We start from the raw sequence: 19,775 nt of genomic DNA, 5'->3' as shown, positions 1-19,775 counted from the left end.
AACACTTGCAATTGTCATCAGACCTCTTGCATAAATCAAAAATAAAGAACCCCTCCCCGCTTGCGTACAGTGTACACACAAGTCTTTTAAAGTTGCTGTGTAACGTAGGGTGGGTTAATTTTTGTAGGTCGATGCAACAAAGGTGCAGGTCGATGCAACAAAGGTGCAGGTCGATACAACAAAGGTGTAAATCGATACAACAAAGGTGCAGGTCGATGCAACAAAGGTGCAGGTCGATGCAACAAAGGTGCAGGTCGATACAACAAAGGTGCAGGTCGATGCAACAAAGGTGCAGGTCAATACAACAAAGGTGCAGGTCGATACAACAAAGGTGCAAATCAACAGATTTGTGTATACACCGTAGCCGCAAGCGGGGAGGGGAAACGAAGCGTAGCTTTGGCGGGGTGGGGTTCTTCGGGTTTAATAACTAATCAGGCGGACATAATCTGATTAATTGTTTGGCTCCATCATGAAGCTATTTGGTTATCTGCGAATGTCTTTTCCACTTTCAGATAGTCAGTAAGCGTAACTATCTGAAAGTGGAAAAATCTACATTTTTCTAATCTACGTTCTACCATTTATTTGGTAGGTAGATTGTATTTGAAGCTATGGTGTAAATTTAAACACGGTTCCTTTTTCAGAAGTGCCACCAGTAGAGGCGGTACCGTAAAATGCACCATTAGCAAGTTGAATTAGGGTAGACTCCGGCGTTGCCCCATTCTTGCCATTAAAACTAAATAACAAAGTGATGGTTCCTCCAGTCAACCGATAGATGGCTCCTTTATTATTTGCACCACCTGTAGAAGTCGTACCGTAGAAGTTACCGTCTTTTCCTTTTGTGAGTGCAGCTGTGGGGTTAGCCCCATTGGTGCCATTAAAACTGGCAACTAAAACCGGTGTACCGCCACCGAGCGGAACCTTGAATATAGCTCCTTTATTATTGGCTCCACCCAGAGAAGTCGTGCCATAAATAAATTTATCAGATTCAATTAATCCAGACTGAGGACTTTGCCCATTAGCACCACTAAAGCTATATGAAGTTATTACTCCTGTGGGAGTTAACTTGAATACCACACCTTTATTAGTCGCTCCACCTGCTGAGGCGGTGCCATAATAGTTTTTGTCACTAGCTAATTGCAACCTTGCTAATGGAGTTGCTCCATTAGTATCGTTGAAGTTAACTACGACAGTGGGGACACCACCAGTCAGAGGAATCTTAAATACAGTTCCTTTCTTGTTGACCCCACCAGCAGAAGTTATCCCCCACAAGAATTTGCCATCACTATCTGAAATCAATCGCCCTGCTGGGTTGGCTCCATTAGTGCCATTGAAATTTAAAAGAGTTGTCAAGTTTGTAAAAGTTGTTTTTTGCAACTGAAACAACGTACCAAGGTTATTTGTACCGCCTGTAAAGGTCGCACCATATAGATTGTCATCATTTGCTTGGAATAATCTAGCAATTGGGTTAGTTCCATTGGTTCCAGTGAAGTTAACTAGTGTAGTCACAGTACTAAAATTAGAACCAGTTAACTTGAATGCTGTTCCTTTATCTTGCGAACCACCTGCGGAAGTGGTTCCATAAAGATTGCCATCCTTCCCTGGAAGCACACCTGCTTTTGGGTTGGCTCCATTAGTACCGTTGAAATTTACAACGGTCGTTAATGTTTGTGCAAAGGCTTGTGGCAAAGGCAATACTAATGGAGAAGCCAACACAGCCAGAGAAGTTAAAATCAATACGCTATTTTTTCTTTGACGTTGTTTGCACAGTTTCATCTTGTTCACTTAACTCCTAAAAAAATTTGCTTAGACACGAACCCGAAATAAATCTCCAACCTACTTTTTGAGAACTGCTCCGCCGAAGGTGGTTTCAATGTGGGCGTAGTCGGTTATTCGTTTTAATAAGATTGGAGATTTATTTTTATGGATCTTCCTCAGACTGGGTATAGCGATTCTCGTATGGATGCAATCCTCTATGGGGCGCAATACTTTGCACTCCTTAAGAAATATCTATTCCATACAATTGAAAACAGCTTGAATGGCTTAAAATAAGGAATTTTATAGTACTTTGTTTCACAAAATCGTTGTGAAGTAAAGTACTATAGATTCGTTATTCATAACTAGCTTTTAGTGAGAAATCACCAGAAATTTTAGTATAGTCTTGGCTAGGAAGGATTTATAAATCCTCTGGCTGGCTATACCGTAATGGCTGTATTCACACTTAAATTAATTGCTGAAAATGAGATCATTAATGATGTCGCTCAGTAACATAACATACTCATTATTTTTTAGATGTCGTGAGCAACACAAAAAGTTTCAATTTAACTTTTACCTCTGCTATAGCAATCAGATTTTATTTTTGAAAAAAACTAAGGCAGAATGCCAGGGTAAACGCACGTATTTTGCGTTCACAAACAGCAATTGCGGCTCAAATATAATATATGATGCTTCCGCAGATTACGTCTTAGCACTTAAAGCCAATCATCCTACACTTTATGGGCAGGTTTAGACTTGGTTTAATCAAGCGATCGCTGCTATTTGAAACGCGCTTACCCTGAACGTGCTACCCTTTTTAGACAGGGGAATTAAACGCCTTAACCTTGTTAAAGGATTCTTATACTTTAGATGCGTTTGCCCTGGCTTCCTCCCTAAATCAACTCCTGACTGAGCAAAAACAAGCAATTTGACCAGCATGAATTGATTTACTGCATAATACTACTCACAGATCAGGATGCTGGACGCATGATTACTAAACCTAAGATTTTTATTGATGGGGAATCAGGAACCACAGGCTTACATATTTACTCACGCCTCAATCAACGGGATGATATCGAGTTAGTTAGCATTGAGGCATCTAAACGTAAGGATGCAACTGAGCGAGCTAAATTAATCAACGCCGTTGATGTTGTGATTCTCTGCCTACCTGATGATGCAGCCCGCGAAGCTGTTAGCTTAGTAAGTAGTACTACGGTTAAGATCCTTGATGCTAGTAGTGCCTATCGGACAGCTAATAACTGGGTATATGGTTTTCCTGAACTAAATCCAGGACAGCGAGAGAAAATCGCCAGCGCTCAGTTTGTCAGCAATCCAGGCTGTTATCCCACAGGATTTTTAGCCTGTATCCGTCCGTTGATTGCCAAGGAAATTTTAAAGAGTAATTTTCCCATCACCGTTAATGCAGTGTCAGGTTACTCTGGTGGCGGAAAGAATCTGATCAAACAATACCATACCTTCCATGAACAGGAGGCTGGAGGAGAGTCGCTCCATCCTTATGCTATCTACGGTTTGCAGTTTGGACATAAGCATGTCAAGGAAATGCATCATTACTCAGAGTTAGCATCGCCGCCGCTATTCGTACCAGCAGTAGGAGATTTTGAGCAAGGGATGCTGGTTCAGATACCTTTGCCGTTAGGAACTTTGGATAATCCACCATCAGGTGAGGTTATTCATCAAGCGATCGCTAACTACTACCAAAGTGAAAAATTTGTCCAGGTTGCTCCATACCAAGATTCTACACTGCTGCGAGACGGAATATTTTTGGATGCGATGTCTACAACGGGCTACGCCAACGCAATCAACGGCACCAATATTGTTCAGGTGTTTGTATTCGCCAATGACGCTACCAAAGAAGCATTGCTAGTTGCTCGTCTCGACAACTTGGGCAAAGGCGCATCGGGAGCCGCAATCCAAAACTTAAACATTATGCTAGGCTTTCCAGAAGAGTTAGGATTGCTATGAAAGAGGGTTAGGCAATAGAGAAAAAGCAGTAATTTACTTCATGCTCAATGGCTAATGGCTTGTACAAGATAGCAATAACTATTATGAGTGGGTAAATTGCTCATTTTAAAAAGCAAAAAGGCAAATTGAGAAAACAATCTGTCTTTTTGCTTAAGAATCGCTATATTATTAACTTAATGATTTTGGAACTTTCACTACTTTTTTTATTTCTTCTTTTTTAGTTCCTCAATTAATTGAATTACATGAGATTCAAAGCCCCTATTTCGCTCTTGCACTGATTCAATAAAAGGTCGATTAAAAAGATTAATTACAAACTTGCCTAGTTGAATACCTAAAGGTTTTAAATGTCCACCTTTTACAGATTGTAGAAATTCTTTTGGTGGTTTTTTCAGAATATTAGTAAACCACTCACAAGTTACTTTAGCAATATTATCAGATTGAAAACAAACTAAACCCATGATATTAAATAAACCACTATCCTTGATTAAGTTATGGGTTTCTTCGACGGTTGGTTTCACACCCCAACCCAGATTATCGATGATATTCGCTAAAAACTGAGGACGAATTGCGCTCCCTGTGTCAGCAATAGCAGGTGCTAATAGGACAGAAGTCTGCCCTTTAATGAAGACACTGTTAATTTTTATTTCCCGATTTACGTAACTGTAAATTAGTTTACGATCTTCTACAATTTTTCGTTTAAGTTCTTCAAAGAGAATGTTAATGTCTGCAATAACACTTTCTATCTGTGACTTATCCGAAGTATAAGATAGCAGATTCCGAATAAACTTTTCTCTATCTTGAGGCTCTGGAGGTAAAGCACTAAATCCTTCTAACAAGGAGATATATTTACAGCCAAGGCTATGTCCAATCCAAGAAAAGTTTTTATCATCTAGATAGGCTTCATAATCATATCCTTCAACACTTGCCATCCTCACAAGCTCTGGCAGAATTTCATACTGCTCTCTCATGAGAAAACCAGCTTCTACATAATGGTTAAAAGTGAAATTAAACGGCAAAAGAATAATTGTATATCCCTGCTCATATAGGCATTGAAGCAGATAGCGATAAAAAATCATGGGGCCAAATGTACCAAAGAAAGCCCCTGCAATAAATTGAATTACTCCTTTAGGTTGTGGATGCAGAGCAACCCAACTGTGAGAAACGGGTTTAAATCTTAGTTTTAAATTTGTATATACCATGATTTAGCAATGAGTGCATCTCATTTTGGTAGGTGTATACTTAATCTCCAAACTGAAGTTGCTGATTTTCGGATATTTCCTTGTTTCCACCAAAACCACTACTTGCCTACTTTGTCAATGTATAAATCCTAGCCCTATGAGTTTGATTGGCTGCGATTTTGGCAGCATTTAGAAGATATCCGCAGAAGTCCAGTGGATTTTTCCCGCTTCAGTTTAGGTAAATACTTTTTTGTAACATCAACTTTATCAGTAAATCAAGACCAGTTGGGCATTGCAGACAGCGATTTGTGTGTAATAAAGCTTGTACAATTATCAAGGCGGTTTTTCCCGCCAGAATACTTCTCAGGCGTAAAATTTATCGACAGCAAAATTTTTCTACTTTGTGTTTTTCTATCCTGCACTTGTGGCAAAAATGCCCCAACTTAGGCGCTTCTATCTTGCAATAGATAACTTTTACCCTTATGACTGGAGAGCAAAATCTTGGGAATAGAACTACGCAGTTTCGTATTTCTCGACAGCCTGCAACCTCAACATGCAGCATATATGGGAACAGTAGCTCAAGGCTTCTTACCATTACCAGGGGATACATCACTGTGGATTGAAATCTCTCCTGGTATCGAAATTAATAAAATTACGGATATAGCCCTGAAAGCTGCCTCTGTCCGTCCGGGAGTACAGATAGTTGAACGACTGTACGGACTATTAGAAGTTCATTCTAGCTCCCAAGGGGAAACGCGAGCTGCTGGGCAAGCAATTTTGGCTGCATTGGGAGTCCGAAGAGAGGAATGTCTCAAACCGCGTGTTGTTTCTAGCCAGATTATTCGTAACATCGATGCTTATCAAACACAACTTATTAATCGCACGCGACGGGGCCAGCTATTACTAGCAGGGCAAACGCTGTATGTATTAGAAGTGGAACCTGCTGCTTACGCCGCACTGGCTGCGAATGAAGCTGAGAAAGCGGCATCGATTAACATCCTTGAGGTGCAAGCTGTAGGTAGTTTTGGACGGCTTTACTTAGGTGGAAAAGAACAAGATATTTTAGCGGGTGCGGCGGGAGCATTAACGGCAATAGAAAGTGTAGCTGGTCGGGCAAATCCTCTGGGTATGCGTCAGGAGTAAAGGAGAGAAAATGGCAAATCGAGAGCATCTAGCTTTACTCAAAGCAGGTGCAGTTAGATGGATTGAGTGGAGAGAGAAAAATCCTCAGATTGAACCAGACCTCAGCGCCGCAAACCTGCAAGGGGATAACCTCAGAGGCGCGAATCTCCAGGGGGTAAATTTGAGCAAGGTAGATTTGGGTAATGCTTTACTGGTGCGAGCAAACCTCAGTGGTGCTGACTTGAGTAGTGCCAACCTCTACAAAGCCTTGCTTATTGAAGCTAACTTGAGTGATGCTAACTTCACTGTTGCTAACTTGAGTGGTGCTATACTTACGCAGGCAGATTTGAGTCATGCTAATTTTATTGGAGCAGACTTGAGTGAGACGAATCTTAGAGGCGCTGCGATCGCTCATGCTAATCTAATTGGAACCGACTTAAGAGGCGCTAACTTGAGAGATGCCGATTTAGGTGCAGCGAAGCTAATGCGGACTAATCTCTCTTTTGCTAACCTAATTGAAGCTAACTTGATTGCGGCTGACCTCAGCGAGGCAAGTTTGTATGAGGCAGAAATATTGGGGGCTTATCTTTATAAAGCTGAACTGTACAAAGCTAATCTAAACAAGGCTCACCTCAGTGGTGCTTACCTGTTGCGGGCTAACTTAAGTGAAGCTAACTTAAGTGAAGCTGACTTGAGTTGGACTAACCTTAGAGGCGCGAATTTAGCAGGTGCGAATCTCAGAGGTGCTAACCTCAGAGGAGCCGACATTAGGGGAGCTAACCTCAAGGGCGTAAATCTTCAGGAGGCAATTATGCCTGACGCTTCAAGGCACGATTAATTAGGGACTTCAAAAGGCAGGGCAGGGGGCAGAGGGCAGGGGGCAGGGGGCAGGGAGCAGGGAGCAGGGAGCAGGGGGAGGGAAAGTCGTAGTGAAGTTCAGAAATTGGATAATGTATTTTTTGGAGTTCCCTTAACAAAAAAAGTAATTTTGAAGTTCCCAAGAATGTGGGGATTCAGATCCGCGACTTATACAGAATTCATGGTGAATTATAACGAGTGACGCCTTTATTCTGTTTCAATAAGTCTAATGATACGATCGCCTTCACCAATTCTTCTGGATCTACAGGCTTGGAAATATGCTGTTGAAATCCAGCAGCGATCGCTTGCTGATGATCTATCTCACTAGCATAAGCTGTTAAAGCGATCGCTGTAATTGTCCCACCTTGCTCTAGTTGCAAACTCCTTATTTGTCGCATCAGCATGTAACCATCCATTTCTGGCATCCCGATATCGCTTATGAGCAAATTTGGCTGGAATTGACTCATTGCAGTTAAAGCTTCAATGGCTGAGGCTACAGCAGTCACAGTTGCACCATATTGCTCCAGCATGAAAGGCAAAAATTCTCGCATATCTGCGTCATCATCCACCACGAGAATCTTTAAGCCAGACAAGGGTAAGGACTGATCTTCGACAACTGAAAAGTTATCTTTTGCATCCTTGATTCCTTTGTTTTCATTCTGTAAGCATGGAAGCCTGACGGTGAAAGTTGCTCCTTGTTCTTCGCCCAGGCTTTGGGCTTGAACAGTTCCCCCGTGAAGTTCTACAAGATGCCGGACGATCGCTAATCCTAAACCTAAACCGCCAAATTTTCGAGTTGTGGCACTATCTGCTTGACGGAAATAATCAAAGACATAAGGTAAGAACTCAGGTGCAATCCCCTTCCCTGTGTCAGTGATGCAGATTTGTACCTGTGAGCCAATTTGCTCTAATTTAATTTTTACTTGTCCCCCAGTGGGAGTAAACTTAATGGCATTAGAAAGGATATTCCAAAATACTTGTTGCAATCGATTGGCATCGGCTAAAACTGGCCCTAAACTAGATTCAATAATTGTCTGAATCTCGATAGACTTAGCCTGTGCTGATAAACGCACTGTCTCGATCGCAGCTTCAATGACTGATATTAAATTAATGGGGCTAAAGTTGAGGTTAAGTTTACCCTGAAGGATGCGGGAGACATCAAGTAAATCTTCAATCAATTGGGTTTGTAACTTGGCGTTGCGCTCAATGGTTTCGAGGGCGCGATCGCTTGTTGCTTGATCAAGTTTGCGGGTTCGCATCAGTTTTGTCCAACCCAGAATTGGGTTAAGCGGTGTTCTCAATTCATGGGACAGCACAGCGAGAAATTCATCTTTGATGCGATTTGCTGATTCAGCAGCGCTTCGTGCCGTTTGTTCGGCTTCGTAAAGATGGGCGCGAGCGATCGCTTGGGCGCACTGTTGAGCAAGGGCTAAGATAAAGGCTTGATCTTCCTCATTAAGTAGTTGGAGCTTGGCAAATCCCAAGGTTATACCACCAACTGCCCAACCTTCCACCATCAATGGAATAGAAATCCAGGTATTAAGGTCATATTGGGCGTAAATTTGGGCTAGATGAGGATAACGAGCTACCCGATTTTCTGTTGATTCAGCCCAAATAGGTTGCCCAGTCCGCACGGCTTCTGCTAAGGGAGAAGGGGAATCAATGGCAAAATGACGCCAAGTTTCTACCAAATCTTGGTTATAGCCAACCGCACGCACAATTTCTAGTTCAGTTTTACTTTCATTCACCAAGGCGACAAGGGCACAACTGGCTCCCAAAGCAGCGATGCTCTGCTCTACAATGACTTCAGATACTTGGGCTGGTGTCAGCGATTCTGAAAGGGCAGCCGTGATGGATTGAAGACGGGCAATGCGCTCTAACGCTCGTTCTGCTGTTTTTTGTGCTTGCTGTGCTTCTTGGTAAAGACGAGCATTATCAATAGCGATCGCAGCTCGATGGGCAACATCTTCAGCTAATGACAAGTCAGCTGTGCTGTAACGACGTTCTGATTCAGCAGTCACAAAGGAAATTGACCCAAAAATCCTTTCGCGTGCCATCAATGGCAAGATAATACATGACTTTAAACCAAGTTCACGCAGAATCCGCAGATGTTCTGGATCTTGGATAGCTTCTGCTAAAGCTGCATCTGAAATTTCAGCTACCATTTCTGCAAGTCCAGTACGCAGCACTTTAGGCACACCTTCAGGTGCATCCAACTTTCTAGGATAACGCTGATACAGTTCCCAACCAAGTTTCACTTTCTCTGGATCTCGGTGAGCAACTGCTACCCGATTAATTGATTGGTTGTCTTGCAGCAGATCGACGCCGCACCAATCAGCGAAGTAAGGCACAGCCAGCTTTGCCACACTTGCTAATGTGCTTTCGTAATCGAGGGAAGAGGCTAAGGTTGCACTGATTTGAGCTAAGAATGTTGCCCGTTGCTGATCTGCTTCTGCTTCTTGTCGGGCAGTTTGCTCTTGAATCAGTTGGATACGTTCAGCTTCAGATTGTTTACGATCTGTAATATCAAGCACAACACCACTCATGTGTGTGGCTTTACCTGCTTCGTTGAAAAAGGCTTTTCCTCGGCAGGCTAGGTAGCGAATACTGCTGTCATCTCGAATAATTCGATATTCTAAATCATGCTCCACACCTTGGTTAATCGCTCGGCTCAACGATTGAGCTAGCAATCCTCGATCATCTGGATGCAGACGAGCTAAAATTGCTTCGGATGTGGCAACAAAAGTTTCAGGTGTTAACCCAAATAGTTGATAAATCTGCTCATCCCAGGTAAACTGATCGTTGACAATATCCCAACTCCAAACACCAATTTGGGCAGATTTTAACGCCAGATTGAGTTTTTCTTGACTATTTTCTAGACTTTGATAAAGACGAGCATTTTCTAGAGAAATAGCAATTTGAACTGTCAATATTTCCAGTACGGAAAGCTTGTCCTGTGTAAAGGCGCTGGAAATAAGATTATTTTCTAAATATAAAATACCAATTAATTTTGACTGAAGCGCGATCGGTAAACAAAGTACAGATTTAGGTTGCTTTCGGATTATATACTCGTCTTTGGAAAACAGATTTTGCTCAGTGGCATTTCGCAAAATCACTGTTTCTTGAGTTCGCTGAACATAATTCAGCATTGATTGCGGAATAACCTGTGAAACTTCACCCTCTAATACAGGTCGATAAACATTGAGCTTTTCTGCTTGGAGATTAAATTTAGCTTCTACTTCGATCACCAAGTTTTGCTCGTATTCAAGCAATAAATAACCAATTTCTGCTCCTGCTTGCTCAAGAACAATTTGCATTAATGTCTTCAACAACTGCGAAAACACAATTTCACTAGATATGGTTTGAGACGCTTTAACGACCGATAAAAAATCTAGCTGTTCACCTGTGCTGAAAAATGTTCCATTAGAGATAAGCTGTTGTGGCAATAGCTGAGGATAGGATTCTTCGAGGTGTTTAACTTTAGCATATGCCTCCCAACGTACATAAGCATTTTTAGCTTCTTGCAAGTAGGTTTTGGCAATTAATTCAAACTTCCGTTCTAGATAAAATTTAGCGCATAGCTCATTAGCCAAAGCTTCATATTGCACAAATCCCTGCTCACAGGCTGAAGCAATTGATTGCTCATACAAGCGCATGGCTTCCAAGTCCCGATTTTCAAGTCGAGCTATTTCAGCCGCTACTAATTGAGACTTGTGTAAGAAATTTGCAGGGCAATGGTTAGCCCAGTATTGCAATTGCTGCTGATGGAATTTTAAGGTTTGTAAAAACTGTTCTTGCTCTTGATAAGATACTGTTGAATAAAGAGCCGTAAGAGTCAGTGAGTAATATAAAATGTATTCTGTCTCAATTGGTAATGCCAGTGTTGTAACTGGCGAATTAGACAATTTTAAGGCATAACTAAATGCTTCAGTATATTGTCCATAAGTAAAAAATATAATTATTTTAATAATATGATAAAAAATAATTCCACTGACAAAACCTGCATCTGTAATAATAGACAAAGCTGATGATTCATCAAATTCATCATTACTTAGAGTCAAAGTTTGGTGAGTCAGTCCGCGCAGATTCATCAGTAACATCTGCTGTAGTTTGATTGTCTGATAGACAGTCTCATGTTTAGATTGGCGGGCGAATGCAGTATATTTTTCTAGAGATTTGTATGTTTCTGTAAGTGGAAAACCTAGCTGGATAATTTGCCACGAGGCTTGATAACCATTGTAGTTAGCCATCGTCACATCACCAGCTTCCATACAGCCGATAAATCCCCGCTCTAAAAATTGAATATCGGTAAAAATATGGTTACACCAAACGTTAATATGACTTCCATGAATGTGCAGAACAACTCCTCTAAGTTTCAAGTCATGCAACTTTTCATTTAATTGAATTGTCATCTCAGAGAATGCGTATCCTGTAGGAATATCATGGAAGATGGAAACCAACAACATGGCATACATGCTGTAGGCAAAACAGGAATCTTCTGTATTACCAAACTTGAGTGAGTAGTTAACTGCTTTAAGTACGACTAAGGGAAAGAGATCAGGTCTACCTAGATAAGTAGGTGGCCCCAAAGTCGTCAACAGACTAATCACTGTTTTAATATTTGGATCTTCGATTACTATAGCATTAATTATATCAGAGACTTGTCTATTACCTAGATTGGTTAATACTTGATTTTTTTCAATTGCGATCGCAGCTTGCACTTCATCGTTTGTATTAGGGAATGTCACCCCAAAAAGTTTTAAAGCTTCTAATCCCAATGTCAGCGCCTCTTCATACCTCCCTGCAACTTGATAGAGTCTGATTTGCAGCATATAAATATTAGATTTATCTACATAAGACCCTGCTTTCATAAATAGTAATTCAAATAATTTTTCTGCTTGTTCTAAATTCCCTGTTAAGAATTCACACTCAGCTAGCTCTCTGAATAAATTAAATGTTTGTTCATATTGTTCAATCCAGGCATTTTCAGCTAAAAGATTCATGGCAACGCTAAAAAACTTTTTAGCAGGAGTGTAGGCTGTGGAAGCTTTTGCTTTCTTAGCAGCAATTAAATTCAACCGTAGCAATTCATCTTTTTCTGTCTGCTCAATAATTAGATCCACAGCAAAGTTGAGTTGATTGGCTAAATCAAATATTTGCTCGTTCACTTGCTCAGGACTAGCATTTTTTAGCAAAAGCCGTCCAATTGTCAGGTGAACTGCCGACTTTAATTCATCAGTAATTAAGGAGTATGCAGCTTGCTGAACTCGGTCATGATAGAAACGATAGTTTTTCTGGACAGTTTCATCTGACTCTATGGGGATAATTAATCCTCTTAAAATTGCATCAACAAGTGCATTCGCTGTTTCTTCAATAGATTGTTCACCAACGATCGCTAAAACTTCTAAATCAAAACGATTACCAATACAGGAGGCTAACTTAAGCACTTGTTGAGTTGCTGCTGGCAGTTTTTGCAGCCGCCCAATCATCAAGCTAACAATATTATCTGTAATCCCTTGGGCTTCAATTTGAGTTAAATTCCATTGCCACCCCCCTTTACTTCCCCCCTTAGCAAGGGGAGTCAGTGCGTTGGGCGGCTCTGCCGACTTGAACCATCTGGCGTGGGATTGAGGGGGGTCAAAAATCAGCAGATTTTCTTGATGTAGTGTTTTCAGAAACTCATTGACAAAAAAAGGATTGCCGTCAGTTTTTTGGATAATCAATTGAGCAAGAGGTTCTACTTGTTCTACAGAACTATGCAAGGTATCAGCAATTAACTGATTTACATAAACAAGATTCAACGGCGTAAGAATAATTTCAGTTATTCTTGCTCCATACTGGCGAACCTTCTCCATCATTAAACTAAAGGGATGGACAACATCTACTTCATTATCTCGAAAAGCCAAAATGAAGCAGAGATATTGGATACTAGACCCAGTAATGACGGTTTGAATTAAATTTAAAGTAGCGCTGTCTGCCCACTGCATATCATCTAAAAAAACAGTGAGCGGATGCTCTTTTTGAGCAAAGACGCTAATAAAATTCTGAAACACCAAATTGAATCGGTTTTGAGATTCGGCAGGTCCCAACTCTGGTATAGGAGGCTGTTCTCCAACGATTAATTCAACTTCTGGAATTACATCTGTGATTAGTCTACCATTGTTCCCTAATGCTGCTTGTATTCGCTTTTTCCAACTAGCAAGTTCAGCTTCGGGCTGCGTTAAAATTTGTCTAACAAGTGTTTGAAAAGCTTGAACAATAGTAGAGTAAGGAATATCTCGTTTGTACTGATCGAACTTACCAGAGATAAAAACTCCGCGTTCTCGCACAATAGGTTTGTGAATCTCTTTTACTAAAGAAGATTTACCAACCCCAGCATAGCCAGAAACTAAAACGAGTTCTGGTTTACCTTGGTTAACAACTCGCTCAAATGCTTGTAAAAGCTTGCCAATCTCTGGCTCTCGCCCATATAATTTTTGAGGAATTTGAAAGCGCTCTGAGATATCTTGCTCACCCAAAACAAAAGATTGGATGTCTTTGGTTGTCTCCAATTGCTTTAAGCACCGTTCCAGATCAAATTGCAAACCTAAAGCGCTCTGATACCTCTGTTCTGCAACCTTCGACAGCAATTTGATAATGATATCGCAGAGGATTTGGGGAATATCAGAGTTTAGCTTTTTCGGGGATGGCGGAGATTTTGCAATATGACAATGCACCCACTCTAAGGGATCTTTGCCTTTAAATGGTAGCTGACCTGTCAGCATCTCATAAAAGGTGACTCCCAGAGAATACAAATCGCTGCGATGGTCAATTCCTCGATTCATCCGCCCGGTTTGTTCAGGTGACAAATATGGTAGACTGCCTTCAATTCGGCTGGAACTGCTAACTATTTGCTGCTGGTATGGAATGAAGGTAGCAATTCCAAAATCAGCAATTTTGACCTGATTAGTTTCGAGGTTAATTAAGATATTTTGCGGCTTAATATCCTTGTGGACAATGTGATGAGTGTGAATTTGTGCAAGTTTGCTAGTGATTTCAATAGCAATCTTTAGAAACGGAACAGGCTGTTGAAATTGGTCTAGCAACTGATCGAGCGATCGCGCCTCAAAATCCTCCATAATTAAATAAGGGATTCCCTGGTGCATCTCTAAGGTGTAAGCTTTAACTACGGCTACGGTGTTTAACCTTTGAGCGATCGCATACTCATGTTTGATCTGTTCAATATTATTGGGTGTACACTGTTCTGGACGTAGCCCTTTGATAATTACCGGACAATTATCTTTAACCCTAATTCCACGGTATATGGCTGCTTTTACCCCTGCTTTTAACAAAGTGACAATGTGAAATCCGGGTAATGCAATCATCATGCCAAATACTCCAGGCGTGCTTCTTCAAATATAGTTCGAGCTTAATTGTATTTTAGATACATTTCCTTGGGCAGATGAAATTTAGATGATATTAAGTTTCGATAATTTACGTTCTGCTAACTCCCAAACGAGAAATAAGCTAAAATTCAAGCAGAGTAAGCATTTCCCGCTCATAAACTCCCCATGCTTGATAACCTGCAAACCCAAATTTACCAATTAGAACAATTTGCCAACAGCCTTGTTTCTAACCAACTGACACACCTTAGCGTGGTGAGCATTGGTATCATATTTGCGGCTGGCTTGCTTACCAGTCTTACACCCTGTATGCTTTCTATGCTGCCAATTACCATTGGTTACATTGGCGGTTATGAAGCTAAAAGCCGCCTCCAAGCAGCTGCCCAATCAACTTGGTTTGCTTTAGGATTAGCAACTACCTTGGCAGGGCTTGGTATTATAGCAGCTTTTGTTGGAAAAGTCTACGGTCAAGTAGGAATTGGTTTGCCGATTATCGTCAGCATTATCGCCATTCTCATGGGGCTGAACTTATTAGAAGCGCTACCTTTGCAATTTCCATCCTTGGGCGAAACGAATTGGATTTCGCAAGATTTACCAGCAGGATTGCGTTCTTATTTGCTGGGGCTGACTTTCGGCTTAGTCGCCTCCCCTTGTAGCACGCCTGTTTTAGCTAGTTTGTTGGGTTGGATTGCCAATACACAAGACTTAATTTTAGGGGCTGTTTTGCTTCTTTCTTATACAGCCGGTTATGTAGCACCATTGATTTTGGCGGGTACTTTTACAGCTTCAATTAAAAAGTTACTAGAATTGCGTCGCTGGTCTGGTTGGATTAACCCAGTTAGCGGGGCGCTGTTGGTAGGATTCGGTGTATTTTCTTTAATTTCTCGAATTCCCCTTGGCAGTTTTTAATATCAACACTTTGGTTAGATTTTACACATAATGACTTTAGAAGATTCAGCGTCGAAAGAATTAAAATGGTGGGCAGTACCTGGGCAGTTCTTACGGCAAGAGCTTTTGCCTGTACTGACCAACTTACGACTAGCGATCGCACTACTGCTATTGATTGCAATCTTTAGCTCCACCGGTACTGTAATTGAGCAAGGTCAATCACCCGCATTTTACCAGGCTAACTACCCAGAACATCCAGCTTTATTTGGTTTCTTAACTTGGAAGGTAATTCAGGTAGTTGGGTTAGACCATGTATATCGTACTTGGTGGTTTTTAGCATTACTCATTTTATTTGGTACTAGCTTAACTGCTTGTTCTTTTACCCGACAGTTACCAGCCTTAAAAGCTGCCCAACGCTGGAAATATTACGACGAACCACGGCAATTTCAAAAGTTAGCTTTAAGTGCAGAACTAGATACTGGTTCCTTGGATTCTCTCAGCCAAATATTACAGAAACGCCGCTATAAAATTTATCAAGATCAAGAAAAAGAAAATCTCCTTTACGCCCGCAAAGGAATAATCGGACGCATCGGCCCAATTATTGTTCATATTGGCATCGTCGCTATTCTGATCGGGGGAATTTGGGGGGCGATGACTGGTTTTTTGGCTCAGGAAATGGTTGCCAGTGGCGATACATTTCAAGTGACAAATATTGTTGATGCTGGCCCTTTAGCAGCAAAAATCCCGAAAGATTGGTCTGTGCGAGTTAATCGTTTTTGGATTGACTACACACCATCTGGCGGCATTGATCAATTTTATTCGGATATGTCTGTTTTGAATAAGCAGGGAGAGGAAGTTGACCATAAGAAGATTTTTGTCAATGAGCCTCTGCGCTATCATGGCATCACTTTCTATCAAACTGATTGGGGAATTGCGGGTGTTCGCGTCCAATTTAACAACAGCCCGATTTTTCAGCTACCAATGGCGCAATTGAACACCAATGGACAAGGGCGCATTTGGGGAACGTGGGTTCCTACGAAACCGGATTTGAGTGAGGGTGTCTCCCTGTTAGCCAAAGATTTGCAAGGGATGGTATTAATTTATGATCCCACAGGCAAACTCGTTGATACTGTCCGCGCTGGGATGTCTACCCAAGTTAATGGCGTGAAGCTGAAAATTTTGGATATCATTGGCAGCACTGGCTTACAAATTAAAGCCGATCCGGGTATACCAATTGTTTACTCAGGGTTTGGTTTACTAATGCTGGGTGTGGTGATGAGTTACTTTTCTCATTCGCAAATATGGGCATTACAAAAAGGCGATCGCTTGTATGTGGGTGGCAAAACTAATCGCGCCCAAGTTGCTTTTGAACAAGAGGTTTTAGAGATTTTAGATCGGCTGACTTCACAGCTAAAAAGTGAGGAGAAAGAGGCGGCGATTGAAGTTTAAAGGCTTCAGGGGCGCAAAGTAAATCGCATAGGAACGCAGAGGATTACTTTGCGTTCCTTTGCGTTAACCTCTGCTTACCTTGCATTTCAAAGTTATTTACAATTAATTACGCTACTTCCACGGCTACAAATTGGAAAATTACTAGAGGTATTTATTAAACATTGGAACAAAAGATTTCTATGCCTGCTCAACTTCAATCCAAGGGACGCGTTTACCTTGTACCATTAATCGCTATCTTGTTGAATATTGCTTCTTGCACTACAAATAATCGAAACATCAACCGTGTTTCTCTTGTAGGTGCTGGGGCAAGTTTTCCCGCACCTTTGTACGAACGCTGGCTTTCAGATTACAACCAGCAAAATCCCAATGTAGAAATTAACTATCAAGCGATAGGAAGCAGTGCTGGAGTGCAACAACTCATTGAAGGTACTGTGGACTTTGCAGCTAGCGACGTAGGAATTACAAATGAACAAGCAGCCAAGATAAAACGGGGAGCGATCGCTTTACCCATAACTGCTGGTTCTATTGTGCTAGCTTACAACCTCGCGCCAGTCGTCCGCCAGTCATCTCAAGTCAATGTGCCAACTGCTTTAAAGCTATCACGCCAAGTCTACGTAGATATCTTCCTCGGAAAAATTACGAATTGGAATCATCCCAAAATAGCCGCAGCTAATCCAGGGGTAAATTTGCCCAATTTACCGATTCAGGTTGTACACCGAACTGATGGTAGTGGGACTACAAGCGTATTTACGCAACATCTAAGTGCGATAAGTCCAGAATGGAAAAGCAAAGTTGCATCTGGTAAAGCTGTACCATGGCCAGTAGGAATTGGTGGAAAGGGTAACGAAGGTGTTACCGCCTTAATTCAACAGATTCCAGGAGCTATTGGCTATGTAGAATACGTCTACGCCAAACAAAATAAACTCCCTATGGCTGCTTTGGAAAATAAATTTGGTAATTATGTTACACCGACACCAAAATCTGTAGCTCAAACCTTAGAGGCAGTGAAATTACCCGCCGATAACTTGATTGCTTTTATCACCGATCCTATAGGTGCCCAGTCTTATCCCATCGTTACTTACACCTGGCTTTTAACTTATCACCAATATCCAAACCGAGTCAAAGCTCAAGCACTGAAAAACTTTATTGATTGGGCTGTGGTTGACGGGCAAAAATCCAGTTTGGAACTCGGATATATCCCTTTGTCTAAAAAAGTTGTGATTCAAGTGCAATCTGCTGCAAAGAAGATTGGAGAATAAGGGACTTCCAACTAAAAAAATATCTTATCGCGGTGTAGGCAGGGGGGCAGGGGGCAGGGAGCAGGGGGAGAAAGAAAAATATTATTATCTGAGTAAATTGGATAATTTCTTTTCTGGAAGTCCCTAAATAGTTTTTAGTTTGAGATAGGGTGACGGCGTTATTTGATAATAAGAAATTATATCGTGTCCGCTTAATCAACCTAAGTAAAAAGTCCTGATTTTATTAGCCTAGCGTCTTGTAGTGAGGACTTTAGTCCTCACTACAAGCCAAAGTTTTTATTATGGTTACTTATGATGACGCACTTCAACCACGGTATGTACATTACCGCGAGGCGTAAAATCTGCTTTTACAGTGGCTTCCAACGGATCGCAAGCAGCTACAAAATCATCCAAAATTTGATTGGCAGATTCTTCGTGGGAAATGTAGCGATCGCGGTAACTGTTAATGTAAAGTTTAAGCGCCTTCAATTCCACTACCCGTTCATCAGGTATATATGTAACGTAAATTGTCGCAAAGTCAGGATAACCAGAAAAAGGACATTTACAAGTAAATTCCGGCAAAGTAATATTAATGTCATATCGCCTCCCCACACGCGGATTAGGAAAGGTAATTAGTTTACCTTCCGCAATATCGCGTTCGCCATACTTCATTTCTTGGCTTGCCTGGGTTACACTTTCAGATAATTTGTCAGTTGTCATTTGTTATTTGTTATTTGTTATTAGTCATTTGTCATTGGTTATTTTACTTATCTTTACGTCCTTTTAGTAATTTTATTCCTAACTCCTAACTCTTAACTCTTAACTCTTAGCTCCTAACTCTTAACTCCTAACTCTTAACTCAATACTCTCCCTTCTCCCAGTCTGGACAATTCTCATCTTCACAACCGTGGGGATGCATGGCACAAACTAACAAATTACCACTATAAACTTGACCGTGGTAGTGAGTACAACCTATACAGGCAGGATTTTTTTCGGCTGTGGGTTCAACTGAATAAGGAAAACCTGGATCTATATCTGTTACAATCTCTTCCAGTTCCCAGTAAGCTTCAAACATTGGTTCAGTCAAATCCTGTAAATACTGATCGACTTCAATGGCAATGTTAGGGACTTGCTCGGTGATTTCTTCCGTTAGCTCAAAAAAAGCGTCTACCATTTCACTCATTCCCAGGAAGAAACGCTCTACTTCATCAGCCACTGTTTCAACGATCTCTACTAAATCTTTTTGCCACTGTTCCATAAACTTGACACCTTTGCAGGCTATAAACAGGACGCTTTGTGTTTTCTGGCTTGAAGGACTAGAGTACCCACTAAGCAATGTATCTTATCAAGTTTCTATCTGAAGTGCCATGTCAAAGTGCCACTTCTTACTAATATTTTGATCAAACAATTCTTTTTATTGATCGCGTTGCAATCTTTTTAACTCGTTTTGCAGGTCTAGCACTTCTTGCCGTAATTTTTCTGCGTTATCATCACTTGATGCCTCTTTCACCGTTGGTTCTTCATCTTCCTCTAAAATTTCAATGCGGCGAGGTTCAGAAGGAGGCCTTTTCTCAGAGGTTTCAGCAGATGGTTGGGATTGTTGGGCTTGCTTCATCATATCTTCAACGAAGCGGCGGGCTTCTTCTGTGTTCATTTCGCCCTTTGCGACCATTTCATCTGCCAGTTTTTGGACTTGCGATCGCACTTCGGCTAATTTTCCCCCTGCTTTCTCACCAGCGTAAGAAGCTAATCCAACACCGAGGTAAAAAGCTTTTTGAACAATATCTCCAAAACCAGCCATTCTCCCTGACCGCTCCTACAAATAGGGCGACCCGGAGACTACGCCTATCACAAGCCTCCCGTGTTGCTGCTACCTTCCGGTTCTGACAAGATTTGGGTGTTGCGATCGCATAGATCCAGGTCTT

Annotated in this window: 13 protein-coding genes and 1 other RNA gene; 6 read left to right on the top strand and 8 right to left on the bottom strand. The window is 41.4% G+C overall.

The window, feature by feature from the left end; genetic code table 11:
- Positions 1-86: 86 nt before the first annotated feature.
- Both LC608_RS22110 and LC608_RS22105 read right to left on the bottom strand, forming a co-directional pair.
- The gene (locus LC608_RS22110) at positions 87-287 is read right to left on the bottom strand and encodes a hypothetical protein (protein ID WP_229555554.1); all 201 of its coding nucleotides are present in this window, start codon (positions 285-287) and stop codon (positions 87-89) included.
- A gap of 319 nt (positions 288-606) precedes the next feature.
- Positions 607-1,773, bottom strand: a complete 1,167-nt coding sequence (locus LC608_RS22105) for a choice-of-anchor tandem repeat GloVer-containing protein (RefSeq protein WP_229555553.1) — start codon at positions 1,771-1,773, stop codon at positions 607-609.
- 969 nt (positions 1,774-2,742) lie between these two features.
- Between LC608_RS22105 and argC the strand changes: the two genes are divergently transcribed.
- On the top strand, positions 2,743-3,735 hold the full coding sequence (argC, locus tag LC608_RS22100) for an N-acetyl-gamma-glutamyl-phosphate reductase (protein WP_229555603.1): 993 nt from the start codon (positions 2,743-2,745) through the stop codon (positions 3,733-3,735).
- 203 nt (positions 3,736-3,938) lie between these two features.
- Here argC and LC608_RS22095 read toward each other — a convergent pair whose 3' ends face one another.
- Positions 3,939-4,934, bottom strand: coding sequence for a DUF1350 family protein (locus LC608_RS22095; protein WP_229555552.1), 996 nt, complete (start codon positions 4,932-4,934; stop codon positions 3,939-3,941).
- A 480-nt stretch (positions 4,935-5,414) separates the two neighbouring features.
- Here LC608_RS22095 and LC608_RS22090 point away from each other — a divergent pair, with 480 nt between their 5' ends.
- Positions 5,415-6,056, top strand: a complete 642-nt coding sequence (locus LC608_RS22090) for a hypothetical protein (protein WP_229555551.1) — start codon at positions 5,415-5,417, stop codon at positions 6,054-6,056.
- Positions 6,057-6,066: 10 nt separating this feature from the next.
- Positions 6,067-6,873, top strand: a complete 807-nt coding sequence (locus LC608_RS22085) for a pentapeptide repeat-containing protein (protein ID WP_229555550.1) — start codon at positions 6,067-6,069, stop codon at positions 6,871-6,873.
- Between the two features lie 199 nt (positions 6,874-7,072).
- On the opposite strand, the gene LC608_RS22080 is transcribed toward LC608_RS22085, so the two are convergent.
- Positions 7,073-14,260 carry an AAA family ATPase gene (locus LC608_RS22080; protein ID WP_229555549.1) on the bottom strand — a complete coding sequence of 2,396 codons (7,188 nt, stop codon included), beginning with the start codon at positions 14,258-14,260 and terminating at the stop codon, positions 7,073-7,075.
- A 183-nt stretch (positions 14,261-14,443) separates the two neighbouring features.
- On the opposite strand from LC608_RS22080, the gene LC608_RS22075 reads away from it, so the two are divergent.
- The 3 genes from LC608_RS22075 (at position 14,444) to pstS (ending at position 17,871) form a co-directional block, all read left to right on the top strand.
- Positions 14,444-15,184 carry a cytochrome c biogenesis protein CcdA gene (locus LC608_RS22075; RefSeq protein WP_229555548.1) on the top strand — a complete coding sequence of 247 codons (741 nt, stop codon included), beginning with the start codon at positions 14,444-14,446 and terminating at the stop codon, positions 15,182-15,184.
- 30 nt (positions 15,185-15,214) lie between these two features.
- Complete coding sequence (locus LC608_RS22070) at positions 15,215-16,612, top strand: cytochrome c biogenesis protein (protein ID WP_229555547.1); 1,398 nt, start codon at positions 15,215-15,217, stop codon at positions 16,610-16,612.
- A gap of 179 nt (positions 16,613-16,791) precedes the next feature.
- Positions 16,792-17,871: a phosphate ABC transporter substrate-binding protein PstS gene (gene pstS / locus LC608_RS22065; protein WP_229555546.1), complete on the top strand. Its 1,080-nt coding sequence runs from the start codon at positions 16,792-16,794 to the stop codon at positions 17,869-17,871.
- A 285-nt stretch (positions 17,872-18,156) separates the two neighbouring features.
- Here the strand turns inward: pstS and queF are convergent, their stop codons facing one another.
- From queF to ffs, 4 genes are all read right to left on the bottom strand, one after another.
- Positions 18,157-18,570, bottom strand: coding sequence for a preQ(1) synthase (gene queF / locus LC608_RS22060; protein ID WP_229555545.1), 414 nt, complete (start codon positions 18,568-18,570; stop codon positions 18,157-18,159).
- Between the two features lie 139 nt (positions 18,571-18,709).
- On the bottom strand, positions 18,710-19,108 hold the full coding sequence (locus LC608_RS22055) for a hypothetical protein (RefSeq protein WP_229555544.1): 399 nt from the start codon (positions 19,106-19,108) through the stop codon (positions 18,710-18,712).
- A 156-nt stretch (positions 19,109-19,264) separates the two neighbouring features.
- A complete protein-coding gene (locus LC608_RS22050) occupies positions 19,265-19,651 on the bottom strand; it encodes a phasin family protein (protein ID WP_229555543.1) in 387 nt (128 codons plus the stop codon).
- Between the two features lie 25 nt (positions 19,652-19,676).
- Positions 19,677-19,773, bottom strand: an RNA gene (gene ffs / locus LC608_RS22045) — signal recognition particle sRNA small type.
- Positions 19,774-19,775: the final 2 nt, after the last annotated feature.

The organism is Nostoc sp. XA010 (assembly GCF_020829625.1).
Lineage (GTDB): Bacteria > Cyanobacteriota > Cyanobacteriia > Cyanobacteriales > Nostocaceae > Nostoc.
This window is presented reverse-complemented; position numbering and strand designations above follow the sequence as displayed.

Excerpts from the sequence above, each read along its gene's own strand:
- LC608_RS22080 (WP_229555549.1), bottom strand. The coding sequence starts at position 14,260 with ATGATGATTGCATTACCCGGATTTCACATTGTCACTTTGTTAAAAGCA.
- LC608_RS22105 (WP_229555553.1), bottom strand. The coding sequence starts at position 1,773 with ATGAAACTGTGCAAACAACGTCAAAGAAAAAATAGCGTATTGATTTTA.
- LC608_RS22070 (WP_229555547.1), top strand. The coding sequence starts at position 15,215 with ATGACTTTAGAAGATTCAGCGTCGAAAGAATTAAAATGGTGGGCAGTA.
- LC608_RS22085 (WP_229555550.1), top strand. The coding sequence starts at position 6,067 with ATGGCAAATCGAGAGCATCTAGCTTTACTCAAAGCAGGTGCAGTTAGA.
- queF (WP_229555545.1), bottom strand. The coding sequence starts at position 18,570 with ATGACAACTGACAAATTATCTGAAAGTGTAACCCAGGCAAGCCAAGAA.
- LC608_RS22075 (WP_229555548.1), top strand. The coding sequence starts at position 14,444 with ATGCTTGATAACCTGCAAACCCAAATTTACCAATTAGAACAATTTGCC.
- LC608_RS22095 (WP_229555552.1), bottom strand. The coding sequence starts at position 4,934 with ATGGTATATACAAATTTAAAACTAAGATTTAAACCCGTTTCTCACAGT.
- LC608_RS22050 (WP_229555543.1), bottom strand. The coding sequence starts at position 19,651 with ATGGCTGGTTTTGGAGATATTGTTCAAAAAGCTTTTTACCTCGGTGTT.
- pstS (WP_229555546.1), top strand. The coding sequence starts at position 16,792 with ATGCCTGCTCAACTTCAATCCAAGGGACGCGTTTACCTTGTACCATTA.
- LC608_RS22055 (WP_229555544.1), bottom strand. The coding sequence starts at position 19,108 with ATGGAACAGTGGCAAAAAGATTTAGTAGAGATCGTTGAAACAGTGGCT.